The 19,451-nt window shown below is 61.3% G+C and carries 16 protein-coding genes and 1 tRNA gene; 9 read left to right on the top strand and 8 right to left on the bottom strand.

The window, feature by feature from the left end:
* Nucleotides 1–38: 38 nt before the first annotated feature.
* The 3 genes from aceE to K7B09_RS05850 all read right to left on the bottom strand — a co-directional run bounded on the left by aceE (nt 39) and on the right by K7B09_RS05850 (nt 5,137).
* Nucleotides 39–2,726, bottom strand: coding sequence for a pyruvate dehydrogenase (acetyl-transferring), homodimeric type (gene aceE, locus K7B09_RS05860; RefSeq protein WP_223627806.1), 2,688 nt, complete (start codon nt 2,724–2,726; stop codon nt 39–41).
* Between the two features lie 332 nt (nt 2,727–3,058).
* A tRNA-Gly gene (locus K7B09_RS05855) sits at nt 3,059–3,132 on the bottom strand.
* 70 nt (nt 3,133–3,202) lie between these two features.
* Nucleotides 3,203–5,137 carry an autotransporter domain-containing protein gene (locus K7B09_RS05850; RefSeq protein WP_223627804.1) on the bottom strand — a complete coding sequence of 645 codons (1,935 nt, stop codon included), beginning with the start codon at nt 5,135–5,137 and terminating at the stop codon, nt 3,203–3,205.
* 204 nt (nt 5,138–5,341) lie between these two features.
* On the opposite strand from K7B09_RS05850, the gene trmB reads away from it, so the two are divergent.
* Together trmB and K7B09_RS05840 are read left to right on the top strand one after the other, a co-directional pair.
* Nucleotides 5,342–6,076, top strand: coding sequence for a tRNA (guanosine(46)-N7)-methyltransferase TrmB (gene trmB, locus K7B09_RS05845; RefSeq protein WP_223627802.1), 735 nt, complete (start codon nt 5,342–5,344; stop codon nt 6,074–6,076).
* Between the two features lie 39 nt (nt 6,077–6,115).
* Nucleotides 6,116–7,954 carry an SLC13 family permease gene (locus tag K7B09_RS05840; RefSeq protein WP_223627800.1) on the top strand — a complete coding sequence of 613 codons (1,839 nt, stop codon included), beginning with the start codon at nt 6,116–6,118 and terminating at the stop codon, nt 7,952–7,954.
* Here the strand turns inward: K7B09_RS05840 and K7B09_RS05835 are convergent.
* On the bottom strand, nt 7,951–8,319 hold the full coding sequence (locus K7B09_RS05835; protein ID WP_374349073.1) for a Rieske (2Fe-2S) protein: 369 nt from the start codon (nt 8,317–8,319) through the stop codon (nt 7,951–7,953). The two genes, K7B09_RS05840 and K7B09_RS05835, sit on opposite strands and share 4 nt — an antisense overlap.
* Nucleotides 8,320–8,392: 73 nt before the next feature.
* Here K7B09_RS05835 and K7B09_RS05830 point away from each other — a divergent pair, with 73 nt between their 5' ends.
* The 4 genes from K7B09_RS05830 (at nt 8,393) to K7B09_RS05815 (ending at nt 11,332) form a co-directional block, all read left to right on the top strand.
* On the top strand, nt 8,393–8,677 hold the full coding sequence (locus tag K7B09_RS05830; protein WP_223627798.1) for a hypothetical protein: 285 nt from the start codon (nt 8,393–8,395) through the stop codon (nt 8,675–8,677).
* Nucleotides 8,677–9,402 carry a fumarylacetoacetate hydrolase family protein gene (locus tag K7B09_RS05825; RefSeq protein ID WP_223627796.1) on the top strand — a complete coding sequence of 242 codons (726 nt, stop codon included), beginning with the start codon at nt 8,677–8,679 and terminating at the stop codon, nt 9,400–9,402. Before K7B09_RS05830 ends, K7B09_RS05825 begins: the two co-directional genes overlap by 1 nt.
* A gap of 32 nt (nt 9,403–9,434) precedes the next feature.
* Entirely contained in the window at nt 9,435–9,848 is a 414-nt protein-coding gene (mscL, locus tag K7B09_RS05820; protein ID WP_223627794.1) for a large-conductance mechanosensitive channel protein MscL, read from the top strand.
* Nucleotides 9,849–9,916: 68 nt separating this feature from the next.
* Complete coding sequence (locus tag K7B09_RS05815) at nt 9,917–11,332, top strand: M28 family peptidase (RefSeq protein ID WP_425507844.1); 1,416 nt, start codon at nt 9,917–9,919, stop codon at nt 11,330–11,332.
* Between the two features lie 43 nt (nt 11,333–11,375).
* On the opposite strand, the gene K7B09_RS05810 is transcribed toward K7B09_RS05815, so the two are convergent.
* The 4 genes from K7B09_RS05810 to K7B09_RS05795 form a co-directional block, all read right to left on the bottom strand.
* The gene (locus K7B09_RS05810) at nt 11,376–12,317 is read right to left on the bottom strand and encodes a TrmH family RNA methyltransferase (protein WP_223627792.1); all 942 of its coding nucleotides are present in this window, start codon (nt 12,315–12,317) and stop codon (nt 11,376–11,378) included.
* A complete protein-coding gene (locus K7B09_RS05805; protein ID WP_223627791.1) occupies nt 12,310–15,444 on the bottom strand; it encodes an efflux RND transporter permease subunit in 3,135 nt (1,044 codons plus the stop codon). The genes K7B09_RS05810 and K7B09_RS05805 overlap by 8 nt, the downstream gene beginning before the upstream one ends.
* A 3-nt stretch (nt 15,445–15,447) precedes the next feature.
* Nucleotides 15,448–16,530 (bottom strand): efflux RND transporter periplasmic adaptor subunit, encoded by a 1,083-nt coding sequence (locus K7B09_RS05800; RefSeq protein WP_223627789.1) that lies wholly within the window; start codon nt 16,528–16,530, stop codon nt 15,448–15,450.
* 161 nt (nt 16,531–16,691) lie between these two features.
* Nucleotides 16,692–17,696, bottom strand: coding sequence for a class I fructose-bisphosphate aldolase (locus K7B09_RS05795; RefSeq protein ID WP_223627787.1), 1,005 nt, complete (start codon nt 17,694–17,696; stop codon nt 16,692–16,694).
* A gap of 254 nt (nt 17,697–17,950) precedes the next feature.
* Between K7B09_RS05795 and K7B09_RS05790 the strand changes: the two genes are divergently transcribed.
* The 3 genes from K7B09_RS05790 to K7B09_RS05780 all read left to right on the top strand — a co-directional run bounded on the left by K7B09_RS05790 (nt 17,951) and on the right by K7B09_RS05780 (nt 19,304).
* The gene (locus tag K7B09_RS05790; protein WP_223627785.1) at nt 17,951–18,217 is read left to right on the top strand and encodes a DUF2249 domain-containing protein; all 267 of its coding nucleotides are present in this window, start codon (nt 17,951–17,953) and stop codon (nt 18,215–18,217) included.
* A 3-nt stretch (nt 18,218–18,220) separates the two neighbouring features.
* Entirely contained in the window at nt 18,221–18,832 is a 612-nt protein-coding gene (locus tag K7B09_RS05785) for an FmdE family protein (protein ID WP_223627783.1), read from the top strand.
* A gap of 91 nt (nt 18,833–18,923) precedes the next feature.
* Complete coding sequence (locus K7B09_RS05780; protein ID WP_223627781.1) at nt 18,924–19,304, top strand: VOC family protein; 381 nt, start codon at nt 18,924–18,926, stop codon at nt 19,302–19,304.
* Nucleotides 19,305–19,451 lie beyond the last annotated feature (147 nt).

Genomic DNA, 19,451 nt, shown 5'->3' with positions numbered 1-19,451 from the left:
GCTTGAAGTCGCTCGCGATTAGAAAATCCTGCCATGCATCACGCCAGCAACGGATTCTGCTTTTCGGTATCGAGTTTGTACATCTTGATCGCACGCGCCACGTCCTTGGCGGTGAGCTTGCCTTCTGCGGCCAGCGCCGCCACTGCGGCGTGTACCACATGCCAACGATCCACTTCGAAGTGACGACGCAGGTTTTCGCGGGTATCGCTGCGGCCATAGCCATCAGTACCCAACACGCTGTAACGCATCGGCACGTATTCGCGGATCTGGTTGGCAAACGTGCGCACGTAGTCAGTCGCACAAATCACCGGGCCTTGACGACCTTCCAGCAACTGCGTCACCCACGGCTTGCGTTGAGCTTTTTCGGGATGGAAGCGATTCCAACGCTCGGCATCCATGCCGTCGCGAGCCAGCTCGGTGAAGCTGGGGCAGGACCAGATGTCGGCCTTGATGCCGAAGTCCTTGTCCAGCAGTTCAGCTGCGGCGATGACTTCGCGCAAGATGGTGCCACTACCCAGCAATTGCACGCGCAAGTCGGTCTTCTTGCCTTTGCCCGCATCCTGCAGCAGGTACATGCCCTTGATGATCCCTTCCTCGCTGCCCTGCGGCATTTCCGGATGGGTGTAGTTCTCGTTCATCAGGGTGATGTAGAAATACTCATCGTGCTGCTCGGCCAGCATGCGCTGCATGCCGTACTGCATGATGGTGATGACTTCATACGCGAAGGTGGGGTCATAACTGCGCACGTTCGGGATCAGCGAGCTCTGCACGTGCGAATGGCCATCCTCGTGCTGCAGGCCCTCGCCGTTCAGCGTGGTGCGACCGGCGGTGCCACCCAGCACGAAGCCGCGCGCGCGCATGTCGCCGGCCTGCCACGCGAAGTCGCCGACGCGCTGGAAGCCGAACATCGAGTAGTAGATGTAGAACGGCAGCATCTGCAAATCGCTGCTGCTGTAGGCGGTGGCCAGCGCCATCCAGCTGGCGAACGCGCCGGCCTCGGTGATGCCTTCCTCCAGCACCTGCCCGGCCGCATCCTCGCGGTAGAACATCAGCTGGTCGGCATCCACTGGCTTGTACTTCTGGCCTTGCGGGGCATAGATGCCCAGCTGGCGGAACAGCCCTTCCATGCCGAAGGTGCGCGCCTCGTCGGCCACGATCGGCACGCAACGCGGGCCGACCTGCTTGTCACGCAGGATGATGTTGAACATCTGCACGAACGCCATGGTGGTGCTGATCTCGCGCTCGCCGGTGGACTTCAGCAGGCGCTCGAAGGTCGCCAGTGGCGGCACGTCCAGCGGCTTGCTGGCCTTGCGGCGGCGCTGCGGCAGGTGCCCACCGAGGGCGGCGCGGCGCTCGCGCATGTATTCCATTTCCGGTGATTTCTCATCGGGGCGATAGAACGGCACCGCGCCATCTTTCAGCTGATCATCAGTGATCGGCAATTGAAAGCGGTCACGGAATGCTCGCACCGCATCGTTATCCAGTTTTTTGGTCTGATGGGTGGGGTTGAGCGCTTCGCCGGCGCTGCCCATGCCATAACCCTTCACCGTCTTGGCCAAGATCACGGTAGGCTGCCCCACCGTCTTCACCGCCTTGTCGTACGCGGCATACACCTTGTGCGGGTCGTGCCCACCACGGTTCAAACGCCAGATATCGTCATCCGACAAACTGGACACCATGGCCAGCGTTTCCGGTGTCTTGCCGAAGAAGTGCTCACGTGTGTACGCGCCACCAAAGGCTTTGCAGTTCTGGTATTCACCATCCACGGTATCCATCATGATCTTGCGCAGTTGGCCATTGGTGTCCTTGGCCAGCAGCGGATCCCAATAGCTGCCCCAGATCGTCTTGATCACATTCCAATCGGCACCGCGGAACTGGCCTTCCAAATCCTGAATGATCTTGCCGTTGCCGCGCACCGGCCCGTCCAAACGCTGCAAGTTGCAGTTGATCACGAAGACCAGATTGTCCAGCCCTTCGCGGCCGGCGACGCCAATGGCACCCAGCGATTCCGGCTCGTCGGTTTCGCCATCCCCCATGAAGCACCACACCTTGCGGTCGCTCTTGGGCATCAGGCCGCGGGCCTCCAGATATTTCCAGCTGCGCGCCTGATAAATCGCCGCCAATGGGCCCAAGCCCATGCTGACGGTGGGGGTTTGCCAAAAATCCGGCATCAGCCAGGGATGCGGGTAGCTGCTGATGCCACGACCATCGACTTCCATGCGGAAATTTTCCAGCTGGTCTTCGCTGATCCGGCCTTCCATGAACGCACGCGAATAAATCCCCGGCGAACTGTGGCCTTGGATATACAGCAAATCCCCCGGATGTTGATCGGACGGGGCGCGCCAGAAGTGGTTGAAGCCGACGTCGTACAGGGTGGCGGAACTGGCAAAACTGGCGATATGCCCACCCAGCGAGCCGGGCTTGCGGTTGGCGCGCACCACCATCGCCATGGCATTCCAGCGAATGATCGAACGCAACCGCCATTCCAGATGCGCATCGCCCGGCATCATCGGTTCCAGATGCGGGGGAATGGTATTGATGTAGGCGGTAGTCGGCGCAAACGGCATATGCGCGCCGGCACGCCGGGTCATTTCCACCATGCCTTCCAGCAAATGGTGCGCACGCTGCGGGCCATCATGGTCGATGACCGCCTTCAGCGACTCGATCCACTCCCGCGACTCCTGCGGATCGGGGTCGTTTTGCAGCATTTCGTTGAGCCAATTCATTGCGCGCTCCATTCCCGGTTCAGTTCGAAGCGCCAGTCTAGCAAGCTCTGCAGGCAACCGAATGCTGCAGTGCAGCTCAATTTTTATTATGCCCGGGTATTTCAATTTTTTGCTGATTTCCGCATCTTCGGCTTCCCGGCTGTGCTGCAGTGGGTGTGCTAGGCGTGGCACATCCACTGAAAATGGAGGCAACAAACTGCCCATCACGCATCCCGAAGCAGATTCGGGGCGGATCAGGACTAGACGCGATACCCAGGACGATCCCCAGAGGGCGGTTCCGCATAAATCACGGACAACAAAAAAACCCCTGGAAACCAGGGGTTTAAGCGTTTTGGAGCGGGTGATGGGAATCGAACCCACGCTAGCAGCTTGGGAAGCTGCAGTTCTACCATTGAACTACACCCGCGAGCGCCGCCAGTCTAAGACCTTGCCCATTGAAGATGCAATGCGCGCGTGAACGCGCATTGCAGTACTGCTCAGAACGAGCCGCCCACGGTGACGAAGAAATTGGTGTCGTGACCGCCCTTTTGGTTGATGCTCAGGTTGCTGCCGGCGGTGACATCCATCCCCAGCAGCTTGCTGCGCAGACCGATGCCAAGGGTGCCGTAGCTGTCATCGAAGGGCACACCCGGCACTGCATAGGGCAGTGTATTGGCCATCGACTGCGACTGTGCCCACACCTGCGCCGGAGCATCCTTGAATTCATGATTCCAAGTCACGCGTGCATACGGTTGCAAGTGTTCGTTGATGCTGTAGCTGGCCTGCCAGCCTGCGCTACCCATCAGTGAATCACCGTCTTGCTTGGCAAACGCCAGCGCGCTGGATTGGGTGCTGTTTTCGGCATAACCGTCCACGCTGATGTTCTGCCACAGCAAGGACAACACCGGGCCACTCTGCCATTTGTTGTGCTTGAAGGTCCAGCCGGCGCTGACACCCGCGCTGAGGTTGGTGCCGTCCGGCGAGCCGCTATGCACGCGCACCGCTTGGCCCAAATTGACTTGGCGGTTCACCTTGTAGCTCAGCTTGGTCCAGCTCAATTGGCCATTGGCCCACAGCCCGCTGTCGCCAGCCCAGCCAGCAAACCCGCCAATACTGGCATCGGTCTGGCGGAAATCACCGCGATCAAACCCGAAGTCGAGTTTTTGCCGGCCATAACCTGCAAATGCGCCGTACACCACATTCCCGGTGTGCCAGCCGATCCCGAATGAACCGGTACCACCCAAGCCATCAAATCCGGCCGATTGATTGAAGCGCTGTTGATCGCCACGGATATCAGCCCACCATTGCATGCCCTCGCCCTTCGACATCGCCATGCTGGTGACCGTAGTCTCCACCATGGAGGCGCGTGAACGCCCCACCATCGCTGCCGAATGTGGCAACACGGCGATCTGGCGCGGCCCATCGATCATCGAGACAGCCAGATCCGCCAGCGCCTTGTGCGCACCCGAGGTCGGGTGCACGCCATCGGCAAACAGGTAGGTGTTGGCGCCATTGGGTACGGTGGATAGCGGGTTGCAGAACAACGACGAAGCACCTGCCGGCGGCGGCTGGGTCAAGCACGCTACCCCCGTCACATTGGTCAAGCCAAATGCGGCCGGGTTGGCCACGACTTCCTGCAGGAAGTGATAGGTATCTACTGGAATCACGTGCAGCCCGGCGCTGGACAAGCCGCCGAACAACGCGTTGTTGTAATTTGTCGACAGACCATGCGCCAATGCGATGCCCTGTGCACCCCCGGCTGCGGCCGACGGAGTCAGCCCCATATCCGGCAAAGTGGGCACGAGAATGTACTGCGCGCCGGCGGTTTTCAGTGCACCGATCAACCCGATTTGCGCGGCGATTGCCGGGCTGATGGTGGCGCCAGCAGCCGCTTGGCCAGCCGCATCGGCCTGGGTCGGGTTACCCCCCCCCATCAGAGTAGTGACATAGGCCGTTTGGTAATCGGTGATCGCCTGGAACACGTCATTGGCACCGCCCCAGATGGCATAAAGAGCATTGGGATCGACCGTATTGCCGGCCGCCAAATACGCGTTGTACTGGCTCACCAACGACGGGGTATAGCCCAGGCCACCTACTGAATCGATTTTGATCCGCGCGCCGCCCACGGCCCAGTTATTGCCATTGGCCTTGGCGGGGGTGGCACCGGTTGCCTTCCACGCCACATCCGCATTGCTGCGGAAGTAATCGGCCATGTATTGCGACCAGACATAACCGGGATTGGTGGTGAACTGTCCAGTCACCGACTGCGAGGCAGCAGGCAGCAACGGACGGAAGAAGCCGCCATCGGTCAGACTGTCACCAAAGAATACGGTCTTGGTAAACGGCGAATCAGGCGTGCTCTGCGCCATTGCGGGCAGCGCAACCAAAGCCAGGGCAGCCGACAGCAGGGTTCTACGCAACAGGGTTTTCATGGGTATCCTCGAAAAGTCATGGAAAGTCATGGGGAGGTGGTCGCAGCTCTGGCTCTGGTTGCGGGGCCAGCTTCGTCGTGACATACGCCCGCGAATGGCGCGCATCATTTCATGAAATCATAACGCTCTCACGCTGCGCTGCGTCACATTTTGTCAAGATCCGGCGACAATAGGCAGGTTGCAGTCCTTGTCGCGTGAGCCCCCTTGACCGATCCCTTCTCCAGCGCCGGCGCCAAGACCCCGCCGAAACCCTTTACCGTCACCGACGGCGTGCGCAAGGTGCGCAGCTTCGTGCTGCGTCAGGGCCGCTTCACCGAAGCACAACAGCGTGCGTTTGATGACCTCTGGCCGCGCTTCGGGCTGGACTACACCGGCACGCTGCGCGACTTCGACGCTGCCTTCGGGCGCAGCGCCAAGCGCATTCTGGAAATCGGCTTCGGCAATGGGCAAGCCTTGCGCTATTCCGCCCGGCACGATCCCGCACGCGACCATATTGGCATCGAAGTGCACGCCCCGGGGGTGGGGCGGCTGCTCAATGCACTGGCGGAAGACAATACGGGCAATGTGCGTCTGTACCACCACGATGCGGTGGAAGTGCTGCAACACGAGATCGCCGATGGCACGCTGGATGAGGTGCGCATCTACTTCCCCGACCCTTGGCACAAAAAGCGCCACCACAAGCGGCGACTGATCAACGATGCGTTCGCCGCCCTGCTGGTGCGCAAGCTGGCCAGCGCTGGCCGCTTGCACCTTGCCACCGACTGGCAGGACTATGCCGAGCACATGTGGGACGTACTGGAGGCCACCGCAGGGCTTTCCAACACGGCCGGCCCGCGTGGCCATGTGGCTCGCCCATCGTGGCGGCCGCAGACGCATTTTGAAACTCGCGGCCAGAACCTTGGCCACGGCGTCTGGGATTTGCTGTACACCCGTTATTGAGACACTGCGCCACAACTCATCAGGACATTGAACGGACGGATGGACACCACCCTCACCCTTACCACCGATATGCAATGGGTGCTGGGCTTGGTGTGCTTCACCATGGTGATGTTCCTGTTCGAACGCATTCGCGCCGACGTGGTGTCACTGGTGGTGTTGGTACTGCTGGGGCTGACCGGGCTGGTGGCACCTGAAGACCTGTTTGGCGGCTTTTCCTCGGACGCGGTGATGAACGTCATCGCCACCATGATCCTGGGTGCTGGCCTCGATCGCACCGGTGCACTCAATCGTTTGGCCAGCTGGTTGCTGCGCCGTGCGCACGGCATGGAACAACGGCTACTGTTGCTGGCGCAGGCCGTGGCTGGCCTGAACTCGGCCATCATACAAAACACCTCCGCCACCGCGCTGTATCTGCCGGTGGTCTCGCGGTTGACCGCACGTACCGGCATCAGTCTGTCACGCCTGCTGATGCCGGTTTCGGCGGCCATCATCATGGGTGGCAGCTTGACCATGGTCGGCAATTCACCGCTGATCCTGCTCAACGACTTATTGGTTTCGGCCAATGCCAACATGCCCTCCGGCGCAGCATCGCTGCAGCCGCTGAAAATGTTTGCCCCACTGCCCATCGGCTTGATATTGCTGGCGGCATCACTGCTCTATTTCCATTTTTTTGGCCGCCGGCTACTCCCGCAAGATAGCCCGGATGCGGTAACACCAGCACGCACCCAGAGTTATTTCGCACGTGCTTACGGAATTGATGGCGACATTTTCGAGCTCACCGTGACCGCCGATAGCCCCCTGGTAGGCATGAGCGTGGGGGATGCCGAAAGCCAAGTGGATGCGCCGTTGTTACTTGCACTGTTGACCGGCAACGAATCGCGGCTTGCGCCGCCCGGTGACACCCGCATCTGGGTAGGCAGCGTGCTGGGCGTGATGGGCCAGCGTGATGCAATTTCCGATTTCGCACAAAAAAACTTTCTGCGCATGTCTTCGCGTTTGCGCGCGCTGGCTGACTTGTTCAATCCCAGCCGCGCTGGCATTTCCGAAGCGGTGGTGCCGCCGAATTCGACCTTCATCGGCCAACCGTCATCGAAACTCCGGCTGCGCAAACAACACGGCTTGAGCCTGCTGGCGATCAACCGCGACAAGCAGGTTTTGCGCGACGATGTGCGCAACCTCCCGATCCGCGCCGGCGACATGCTGGTGCTGCACAGCATCTGGAGCGATCTTGCCGACGCCGCCAAGAGCAATGACTTTGTGGTGGTCACCGACTATCCGAAAGACGAGCAACGCCCACACAAGTTCAAGATCGCCATGGCCATTTTTGCGATATCGATGTTGCTGGCATTGTCCTCGCGCATCCCCACTTCGATCGCACTGATGACCGGCGTGGCCGGCATGTTGGTGGCCGGTGTCTTGAAGATGGACGAGGCCTACGCCGCGATTAATTGGAAGACTGTATTCCTGATGGCCTGCCTGATCCCTTTGGGCTGGGCGATGGATAGCAGTGGCGCAGCGGCATGGGTGGCCGGCCACAGCATCGACCGATTGCCACAGGGCATGCCGCCGTGGCTGATCGAACTGGCACTGGCGCTGTTCACCACTGCGTTTTCGATGGTGATCAGCCATGTGGGGGCAACGATTGTCATGGTGCCACTGGCGATCAACTTGGCGCTGGCGGTGGGTGGTAATCCCACGGCGTTTGCCTTGATCGTGGCATTGTCAGCGTCGAACAATTTCATCACCGCATCGAACCCGTCGATTTCAATGATCACTGGTCCTGCTGGCTACACCGCACGCGATATGTGGCGCAGCGGTGGCCCGCTGACCCTGATCTACACCACCATCATCGTGGTGATGATCAACCTGCTTTATTAAGCCGCCGCAACCAGCCGGATTTCGCCGTTTTCACACAGCAACGCCACTTTGCGCAGACTCTCGCCACGGCAGGGTCCTGCCACGCAAGCCCCTTGCGGCAACGCGAAGGTGGCACCATGCACCGCGCACACCAATTCGCCCTGCTTGCTGCGCAAAAACTGCCCCGGGCTCCAGTCCAATCGCCGCCCGGCATGTGGACAGATATTCAACCAACCTTGCACATCGCCTGCTGCATCGCGGTACAAAATCAGCGCCTCCAGTTCGCCATCAATCCAAACCTCTCGCGCATGCACACTGTCGGGCGCAAGGTCCTGCAAATTCGCCAACACTGTGCCCGCAGACCCTTCGTTTAACGAACTGCTCACACCTGCCCCACCGGTTCTGTCGATACTTGCCTCCATTGTGTCATGGCACCTATCGCCACAGGACTGCATCACGATGCCGATCTTCCAACACCGCCGTTTTCGCCGTTTCCGCAGCGTCATGTTCGACACCCCACGTCGCCCGCGCCACCCATTGCTGCGCATCGCACTAGGCGTGCTTGGCATTGCACTCTTGCTAGGATTGGTGGTGGTGGGCCTGTTTGTAGGTGCGGCGATGTTGGCCGCTGGCCTGTTGTGGCGGTTGTGGGCGCAGCGCGGCAAGCCGGTAGCGGGGCGTGCGCGTGCCGACAGCATCGACGGCGATTACCGTGTGGTTGGCAAAGCGCAACTGACCCACTGATGGACGTGATCCCGGCACCCGCGCCGCCGCGCGTTCCGGTGCGCGATCGCAGCGGCATCCAACTGGGTAGTTTTCCGGTGCATCGCATCTACTGCGTGGGCCGCAATTTTGCCGACCACGCCCGCGAAATGGGTGCCATTGCGCCCGCGTCCAAAGCCGAGCGCGGCACCCCCACATTCTTCATGAAACCGGCCGATGCCATCGTCACCGATGGTGTGGTGCCATACCCGCCGGGTACCTGTGACCTGCATCACGAAGTGGAGCTGGTGGTGGCGCTGGGCAGTGATGCGCCGCCCGGCGTATTGCCGCCAACTGCTGCCATGGGCTTGGTGTTCGGCTTTGGCGTAGGTCTGGATTTGACCCGCCGCGATTTGCAGGCAGCAGCCAAAGCCAAGGGTCTGCCGTGGGATACCGGCAAGGGTTTTGATCACTCCGCGCCGATCAGTGCACTGTTGCCTGCGGCCGAGCTGGATGCGCTGGACACGTTGCCGATCACGCTGGATGTCAACGGTGTGCGCCGGCAAGCCTCCACCTTGGATCAATTGATTTGGGATGTACCCGAGATCCTGCACGAACTCTCCAAACTCTACGCCCTCTGCGCCGGCGATCTGATCTTCATGGGCACCCCTGCTGGCGTGGCGGCACTGCAACCCGGTGATGAATTCGATGCGCGCATCGGTGATACGCTGAATGTTCACGGCAAGATTGCACCGCCTGCGTACTAGCGCTGCATCCATACATACAGAAGGAATCGCAAATGGGAATGCTCACCGAATTCAAAGAATTTGCCATGCGTGGCAACGTGATCGACCTCGCGGTGGGCGTGGTGATCGGTGGTGCATTTGGCAAGATCGTCACCGCCCTGGTCGATAAGGTCATCATGCCGCCAATTGGGCTGCTGATTGGCGGCGTGGATTTTTCCAAATTGGCTGTCGTACTGAAAGCTGCCAGCGTGGATGCCGCCGGCAAGGAAGTGCCCGCCGTGATGCTGGCGTATGGCGAGTTCATCAACGCACTCCTGCAATTTGTGATCGTCGCGTTCGCCATTTTCATGGTGGTGAAAGTCATCAACAAGCTGCACAAACAACCAGAAGCCGCGCCAGCCGCGCCCGCTGAGCCATCGGAAGATGTGCTGTTGCTGCGTGAAATCCGCGATGCGCTGAAAAAATAACTTTCGGCACAGGAACTCCAGCAAGCCCCGGGCCTAGACTCGGGGTTTCCTGTTTCCGGAGTGTGCCGATGCGCGTCACTGTTCTTGCCGCCGCCCTCGCCGTGCTGGTGTCCATGCCACTGGCTGCCAAGCAACCCACTCGCATCAGCGATGCGGCACTGGCCAAAGCGGCGCAACTGCGCGATGCCGCCCTGACCGACCGCACTGGCTGGCAAGTCACCGAATCGCTGACCACCGAAGTCGGCCCACGCATGGCCGGCAGCCCCGCCGATGCCCGCGCAGTCGAATGGGCCAAGGCCAAGTTCAAGCAATTGGGTTATGACAAGGTGTGGACCGAGCCGGTGACGTTCCCCAAATGGGAGCGCCGCAGTGAATCGGCACACATCATCGGCGATCATGCGCAGGCACTGGCGGTGACCGCCCTGGGTGGCAGTCCCGGCGGTACGGTCGAGGCCGAGGTGGTGCGCTTTGAGTCGCTGGACGCGCTGGAAAAAGCAGCGCCGGGCTCGCTGGCCGGCAAAATTGCGTTTGTCGATGTGCACATGCCACGCAGCCAAACCGGAGAAGGCTATGGGCTGGGCTCGCATGTGCGTGGCGCAGGCCCTTCCGCCGCCGCCAAAGCCGGTGCGATGGGTTATCTGATGCGCTCGGCCGGCACCGACTCACATCGCAATCCGCACACCGGGATCAGCCGCTTCCAGCCGGGCATTACGCCGATCCCGATGGCGGCGCTGTCGTTGCCCGATGCCGACCAACTGGCGCGCCTGACTGCACTGGGCAGCATCCGCGTGAGGCTGGCGTTGGATTGCGGCTGGAATGGCGAGTACACCTCGCAAAACGTGATCGGCGAAATCACCGGGCGCAGCAAGCCGGATGAGGTGGTGGTGATTGGCGGCCATCTGGATTCCTGGGATCTTGGCACCGGCGCGATTGATGACGGTGCCGGCGTCGGCATCAGCATGGCCGCCGGTCATTTGATTGGCCAATTGCCCAAAGCGCAGCGCCCGGCGCGCAGCATTCGCGTGATTGCGTTTGCCAATGAAGAACAGGGCCTGTTTGGTGGCCGCGCCTATGCGGATGCGCACAAGGCGCAAATCACCCGGCACCAGATTGGCGCAGAAAGTGATCTGGGCGCTGGCCGCATCTACGCCTTCAATGCCAAGGTGCCCGATTACGCCAAGCCGGCCGTGGCACGGATTGCGCAAGTCCTCGCGCCACTGGGCATTGCCCATCGCGAAGACACCGAAGGCTGCGGCCCCGATACCTCCCCGTTCAATGCCATCGGCATGGCCTGCGCCGGGCTGGCGCAAGATGCCAGCAAATACTTCGACTATCACCACACCCCGGACGACACGCTGGACAAAATCGACCCGGCTGAATTGGCACAAAACGTGGCCGCCTATGTCGCGTTTGCCTACCTGGCCGCCGATGCCGAGGGGGATTTCGGTAGCGCGCTGAAAGCGCCGGAGACGGCGCAGAAGTGAGGCTACAAAACGGGGCCAATCACAGCCCCGTTTCCACTTCGAATTATCGGTTGCGGCTCGCCCACTGCGCTAACAGCACTGCGGTGGCAGAAGCGACATTGAGGCTTTCCACCGCGCCGCTGCCGGGGATCGACACCCGCAAGTCACAGGCCGCCGCCAGTTCCGGCGACATGCCCACCGCTTCCGCGCCCAGCACATAAATCAAGCGCTGCGGCAGGGTGATGTTGAACACATCGCTGCCACCGCGCACCACGGTGGCCGCCAACTGAAACCCGGCGGCGTGCAATTGCGCAAGACTATTGTCCTCGCGCCCCAGCCGCACCATCGGCAGCGTTTCCGCACCGCCTTCGGCCACCCGCGCCGCCGCGCCGGACAGGGACAAGGTGGCGTGCTTGGGCAGCAACATGGCGCTGACCCCAAAATGCGCCGCGCTACGCAAGATCGCGCCAAAATTATGCGGATTGCCCACACCATCGAGCCATAGCGCACATTGCGGCCCCGCCGGCAGATCGCGCAGCCAGCTCGACAACGGCAGCGGCTCCTCGCGCAGCACTTCCGCAACCACGCCCTCGTGGTGCGCGCTGGCGGCAAGCTTCTGCAAATCGCCATCGTCCACCACCCGATAGCCCACGCGGTTGGCCACGCACCACTTCAACAGTGGCTGCAACTGCGGAATGCGGGCCTCACTCAAATACAACTTGCGCAATGCCTGCGGGCGGCGCGCAAACACCGCTTGCACGGCGTTCATGCCATACAGGCGCAGCTCGGCATCACGGCGCTCACGTGCGGAGTGTGCGGGTACTGCATCCTCCTGCGGCGCGGCGGCGCGTGCGGGGGCGTGGCGTGGCGAATAAGGGCGTGGCGTACCCTCTCTGGGAGGATAGGGGCGCGGTGCGCCCTCACCCGTTGCGCGCGGGCTGTGCGCTTTCGGGCCCCGCGCTTTGGAGCCGGAACCCCACGGGGAATTGCCATCGTGATCACGCATGACCGCCTGCCTGCGGGGTTTCCGCTTCCAGTTTTTCCAAAGTATGCGCAAGTTGTTCCGGCGAATGCGTGTATTTGGCCAGCAGCGCATAGAACGCCGGCACCACGAATAGCGATAACAGGGTCGAGAACGACACCCCGAAGATCACCACAATGCCAATCGTGGCACGGCTGGCCGAGCCCGGGCCACCAAAAATCACCAGCGGCACTGCGCCCATCACGGTGGCAATCGATGTCATCAAAATCGGGCGCAGGCGAGTGGCGGCAGCCTCGACAATCGCATCGTGGATGCTGCGGCCTTCATCGCGCAATTGGTTGGCAAATTCCACTATCAGGATGCCGTTTTTCGCCGCCAAGCCCACCAACATCACGATGCCGATTTGCGAGAACAAATTGACCGTGCCCTTGGTGACCCACAACCCGATCAATGCGCCCAGCACACCCAGCGGCACGGTCAGCATGATGACCAGTGGATGCAGGAAGCTTTCAAATTGCGCCGCCAACGCCAGATACACAATCAACAGCGCCAGCGCGAAGGTCACCAGTACCTCGCCGCCGGATTGCTGCAACTCACGCGATTCGCCTTTCCAGCTGATTTGCGCGTAGTCCGGCAGGCTTTCGCGTGCGGTTTTTTGCGCCCACGCCACCGCTTCGCCCAGCGGATAGCCCTGCGCCAGACGCGCACTCAAGGTAATCGAGCGCAGGCGGTTGAAGCGGTTCAAGGTGCCCGGTTCGGCCACTTCTTTCAGCGTCACCAAATTCGATAGCGGCACCAACACGCCGCCGCGCCCGCGTACCTGCAAGGCATCCAGCGCCGCCACCGAGTCACGGCCTTTGCGGTCGGCTTGCAGCTTGACGTCGTATTCCTCGCCGTTATCGACAAAGGTCGTCACGCGGATGCCGCCCATCATGGTGGACAGTGCATGGCCGATGTCGGTGGCGGAGACGCCCAGATCCGCCGCACGCGCACGGTCGATCACCACCCGCATCTGCGGCCGGGTTTCCTTGTAATCCGAATCCGGCCCCATGAACCCGGGATTGCCTGCCATCTTGGCCAGCATGATGTCGCGCCAGCCGGCCAGCTCTTTGTAATCGGGCCCACCCAGGACCAATTGGAATGGTTGCCCGCGCGTGCGCACCAGCCCACCACCGGCCTGCGTGCGTACTTTCACCCCGGCAAGCCCGGCAAATTTCTTTTCCAACTCGGCCGCCAGTTCCACCGTACTTTTGCTGCGCTTATCCCAGGGCTGCAAAAACACCATGGCCCGCCCGGTATGCATTTCTTCGCTGGCCCCGAAACTGCCCGGCACCCGTGGGTTGGCGCGCAGGATGGTTTTATCGGGGCCGATGTCTTTGGCCAAAATGGCTTCGACTTTTTTCATCTGCCCCACGGTGTAATCAAAGCCCGCGCCTTCCGGACCTTCCATCATCAATTGGAAGGACCCGCGATCTTCCGACGGTGCCAATTCGGTGGGCAGCAATTTGAACAAGGCCACCAGCGCAATGACCGCTGCCAGCAGCAGGCCGGCAAACAGCCAGACCCGATGCACATTGCGCCCCAGTACGCCGCGGTAGCCACCGGCCAGCCGCTGGAACCGGGCATTCAACCACTCGCTCACCTTGTTTTCATGCACCGCATGTGGGCCGGTATGCGGACGCAGCAATTTGCTGGCCATCATCGGGGTTAGCGTCAATGCCACGAAGGCAGAAATGGCCACCGCCGCCGCCAATGCCACCGACAATTCGCGAAATAGCCGCCCGGTATTGCCCTGCAAAAATCCCACCGGCAAAAACACCGCGATCAACACCGCCGTGGTGGCCAACACCGCGAATGCCACTTGCTTGGTGCCACGCCGTGCGGCAACCAATGCCGGCTCACCCAAGTCCACCCGGCGCTGGATGTTTTCCACCACCACGATGGCATCGTCCACCACCAGACCAATGCACAGCACCAAGGCCAGCAAGGTGAGCAGGTTGATCGAAAACCCGAATGCATACAGCGCGATGAACGAGGCGATCACGCACACCGGCACGGTGACCGCCGGGATCATTGCCGCACGCACGCTGCCCAGGAACAACCAGATCACCACCAGCACCAGCACGATGGCTTCGATCAGGGTTTCATACACCCGCTCCACCGCCGCCGAAATGAAGGTGGTGCTGTCGTAGGCGACATAAATATCAGTGCCTTTGGGCAGTGATGCGCGAATCTTGTCGCCCTCTGCAATCGCTTCTTTCGCCACTTCCAGACTATTGGCGGTGGAAGTCTTGACGATGCCGATGCCCATCGCCGGTTCGCCATTGCTGTGGTAGTAGGCGCGCCGTTCGGTGGACTCCAACGCCACCTTCGCCACATCCCCCAACGTCACCACATACCCATCACTGCCCTTGCCCAGCGGCATCCGTGCGAAGGCCTCGGGGGTGGTGTAGTCACGCGCCACGCGCAAAATGAAATCGCGATTGGTGGATTCAATCCGGCCCGCACCCAGCTCCACGTTTTCAAGGCGTAACGCATTTTCCACATCGCTGGCGGTCAACCCCCGCGCCGCCAACTTGTCGCCATCCAGCCATACGCGCATGGCGTATTGCTGGCTACCGCCCAGAAACACCCGCGCCACGCCTTGCAGACTGGAAAACCGATCCACCAGATAACGCTGTGCGTAATCCGACATCTGCATTTGATCCATCGTGGTGGAGCGCAGATTCAGCCAGATAATCGCATCGGAATCGGCTTCCACCTTGCTGATTTCAGGTGGCGTGGCCTCGGTTGGAATGCGGTCGGACACGCGGCTGACTGCGTTGCGCACATCGTTGGCCGCAGCTTCAATATCGCGCGAGGCATAGAACTCGATACTGATCCGCGAGCTGCCGTTCTGGCTGTTGGAATCAATCGTGTTGATGCCTTCGATGCCGGCCAGTGCGTCTTCCAGCGGCTTGGTGATGCGGGTCTCCACCACCCCCGCCGAAGCGCCGGGATAGTCCACCTGCACCGACACGATGGGCGGGTCGATGGCCGGCAACTCACGCAAGGTCAGGCGCAGGAACGACATCACCCCCAGCACGATCAGCAGCAGGCTCATCACCACCGCCAGCACCGGGCGCTTGATCGAAAGATCGGACAGATTCATGGCTCAGTGCTTCGCATCATCGGCCATGGGTGCAGCACCTGCAGCCACCTTCGCTCCCGGCTGCAATTTGCCGGTGCCTTCGGTGACGATGCTGTCGCCTGCTTGAATGCCGCTGGTCAGCATCACCTGACCGGGAATGCGGCCACCCACCACCACATCCGCCTTCTCCACCGTGCCATCACCCTTTACTCGCCACACAAACGTCTCGTTGCCAATTTGCTGCACCGCCAATTCGGGCACCACCAAGGCTTTGCGGGTACTGCGCAGCAAAGCCACGCGTACCAGCATGCCGGGCTTCAGCAAGCGCTCGGGGTTGGCAAACTCGCCGCGCACGGTGGCCGAACGCGAGCCGGCATCCAGTCGCGCCGCCACCGTCTGCACGCGGCCATCAAAACGTTTTCCGGGATACGCCCCGGCAGTACCCGTCAACGCCTGCGCTGGCGCCACGTCCGCCAGCTCGGTTTCCGGCACCGGGAAATCCACATACACGCGCGAAATATCATCTAGCGTGGCGATCACCGTGCCCGGTGTCACCAACGCGCCCGGGCTGACCTGGCGAATGCCCAACACACCGGCAAACGGTGCACGAATCACCCGGTCACTCAGATTGGCGCGAATCTGGCCCACCTGCGCACGCGCCGCGTCGCGGGTAGCGCGGGCGGTATCCACCGCGGAACGTGCCACCAATTGCTGACCGCCCAATTGGGTGAGCCGCTGCAATTGTGCTTCGGCATCTTTCAGTTGCGCCTGCGCCGAGGCCAACAACGCGTCTTGCTGTTGCCCACTCAAAGTCACCAGCGGCGCGCCTTTGGCAACGTCCTGCCCGCTTTCGAAATGCACCTGCTGCACGGTTTCGCTGACCTTGGCGGTGACCGTGACGGCCTCGTGCGCACGCACCGTGCCCAGCGCTTGCAAGTTGTCGTTCCAGTCCTGCAAGGCAATCGTGCTTACCACCACGGGTACCGGTTGATTGCCACGCCCACCGCCGGGGCCGCTACTGCCGGGCTTGTCTTGCTTGCCACATGCCGTGAGCATCAGCATGGCCACCAAGGCAGCCCAGAAATGACCAGTGAACCGCTGTGACATGGGGGGACTCAAGCGTGGGGTTGCCGATTTTAACTGGCGAGGATGACCGTCTTCCTGTGCCATCGGCTGGGGGGCAAACCACGACGTCGGTCAAGCTTCGCCACAAAGACGAACGCCAGCACTCGGCTGGCGCTCGATTTCACGGCGATGGCGCGAGGCGATCAGCCCTGCCACTGTCCCAATGCAGCCAAGCCATTGGCCTTGGCGCGTTCGAACACCGTCGCCTGTGCCTTGGCGTAGTTGCCGGCCATGTCGGTGGCCCACAGCTTCAGCGCGGCCTGCTGCATCGCACGACCATAGCTGAACGACAGCGGCCACGGGTTCGGGCCCATCTTGTTCATCGCGTCCAGATGCGCGGTGGCATCGTGGTCGTTCTGGCCGCCCGACAGGAACACGATGCCCGGCAAAATTGCCGGCACCGCCGACTTCAAACACATCAACGTGGATTCGGCCACTTCCTCGACGCTGGCCTGCTCATCGCACGCCTTGCCCGGGACCACCATCGAGGCCTTGAGGATGGTGCCTTCCAGCATCACGCTCTGGTTGTACAGCGCATCAAACAGCGAACGCAGCACCACTTCAGTCACTTCATAGCAGGTGCCGATGTCGTGATCGCCATCCATCAACACTTCCGGCTCCACCATCGGCACCAGACCGCACTCCTGGCACAGCGCGGCATAGCGGGCCAGCGCATGGCTGTTGGCCTCGATGCAGGTACCGGAAGGGATGTCGTCGCCGATGGTAATCACCGCGCGCCACTTGGCAAACCGCGCGCCCAGCTTGTAGTACTCCTTCAGGCGGTCACGCAGGCCGTCCAGGCCTTCCGTCACCAGTTCGCCGGGGAAGCCGGCCAGCGGCACCGTGCCCTTGTCCACCTTGATGCCGGGGATCATGCCGTTGTCCAGCATGTACTTGGCAAACGGCACCCCACTCTTGGTTGATTGGCGGATGGTTTCGTCAAACAGGATCGCGCCGGACAGGTACTGGTTGGCGCCCGGCGCAGTCAGCAGCAGCTCGCGGTAGGCGCGGCGGGTGTCTTCCGTGCACTCGATGCCCACACCCTCAAAGCGCTTCTTGCAGGTAGCGGAAGACTCATCAATGGCAATGATGCCCTTGCCCGGGGCAACCATGGCACGGGCGGTTTCGGCAAGTTGTTCGATACTCATGGCGTAGGCTCTGCTGGCGGTTGGAGTTATCCGCCAATTATAGCCGGGCTGCGCTTGCAACTTCCCCACGCATGCCGGGTACGCGCTGATTGCCACGTCATGGCTCGCATGGCTCGCGCCTGGACGCCTGCCAGCTGCCAGCAATGACGCCTGCGACCAATTTCAAAGGTCATGCGCCGCCTTGACATGGGTCAGGGCAGCGGGATTGGGGTTGCGTAGCATGGCGTTGTAGTTGCAAACAGGAGTCAGCAGCGATGTCTTTTCAACTTGATCCAGCCCCGAATGTGCATGTATTCGATGCACGCGGAGTCGCCCGTCGGTTTCGGCATTCCGCCATCTTTGGCGCATTGGGGGCGCTGCGTAATGGCGAAACCATGCGCTTCATCAACGACCATGACCCCATCCCGTTGCTGGGCCAAATCCAGCAGCGCTTTGGCGAGCATGTCACCGTTGAATATCGCCAGCGTGAGCAAGCAGGCGTAGTGATCGACTTCCGCATCGTTGGTTTGCCTGAGGAGTAAGTCATGGCGCTACCCGCCTTTTTTTCCGCGGCACCAGGAATCGTCCTGCGCGATCCATTGGCGGAATTATTAGGTGCTGCGGAAGGTGGCTTGATTGAATATGGCTACGCCGATGCGGTGCGCTTGGCCGGGCATTCCTGCCCCACGGTGGCCGGTGCGTATCTGATGGCGCGCGCCGCCCTGCGCGCGCTGTATCCCGATGCAGTGCCAGAGCGTGGCAGTGTGGTGGTAACGATGAGCATGGCAGAAGAGGAAGGTACCACCGGCGTTATCGCGCAGGTGTTCACTTTGCTCACGGGTGCTGCGGGCAATAACGGATTTCACGGGATTGGAGGGCACCATGCGCGGCATGGCCTGCTGCGCTACGGCAGTAACGACTTATCCTGCATCGCTGGTTTTTGTCGCAGTGATACGGGCGATACAGTGTATGTCTCGATGGATCTCTCCAGCGTATCGCCTGCGCCGCAGATGCGGATGCTGATGGGGCGAGCCTTGGCCGCAGATGCCACTGACGCTGAGCGTGCCGCCTTTGCCTCGGTGTGGCAAGACCGCGTGCGCAAGTTGTTGCTGCAACATGCGGAGGATGCCCGCGTAATCAAGGTGGTGCGCCGCTAGCGGGGGGGGGCGTCCACGCCAACGCTGCTTTACGGTACGGCTACACTCATGCATCCATCAGCAGAGCAAGCCTTCCGGCCAGGAGACATTCATGCAACGCGCTACCGGCATTGGCGGCATTTTCATCAAGTCAAAAGACCCGAAAGCACTGAGTGCGTGGTACCGCGACCACCTTGGCTTTGACGTGACCGATTGGGGGGGTGCCATTTTCCATTGGGGTGGCCCCGACAGTGCCCCAGGCATGACTATCTGGAGCCTGTTTGACATGGGCACGGACAAAATGGATCCCAGCCCTGCGCCCTTCATGCTGAACCTCAGGGTTGCCGACCTCGATGCATTACTCGCCGCATTGCGCACGGAGGGCTGCAATGTGCTGGGCGATTCGGAGTCGTCCGAATTTGGAAAATTCGGCTGGGTGATCGACCCGGAAGGCAATAAAGTGGAGCTCTGGGAGCCGCCAAGCGGGCAATAGCCCGCAAACGCAGCAAAAGGGGACGGTATGGACTGCCCCGCATTCCACAGACAGGTAGTCAGGATACAGTCCTGACGGTTTGGTAATCCCACTCCGCCTGCATCGGTGTCCGGTAGCCCAGGGCCGAGTGCATGCGGATGCGGTTGT

Origin of the sequence: Thermomonas beijingensis (assembly GCF_020034655.1) — a bacterium.
Lineage (GTDB): Bacteria > Pseudomonadota > Gammaproteobacteria > Xanthomonadales > Xanthomonadaceae > Thermomonas > Thermomonas beijingensis.
The sequence above is the reverse complement of the archived record's forward strand: the minus strand, read 5'-3'. Positions and strand labels throughout refer to the sequence as shown.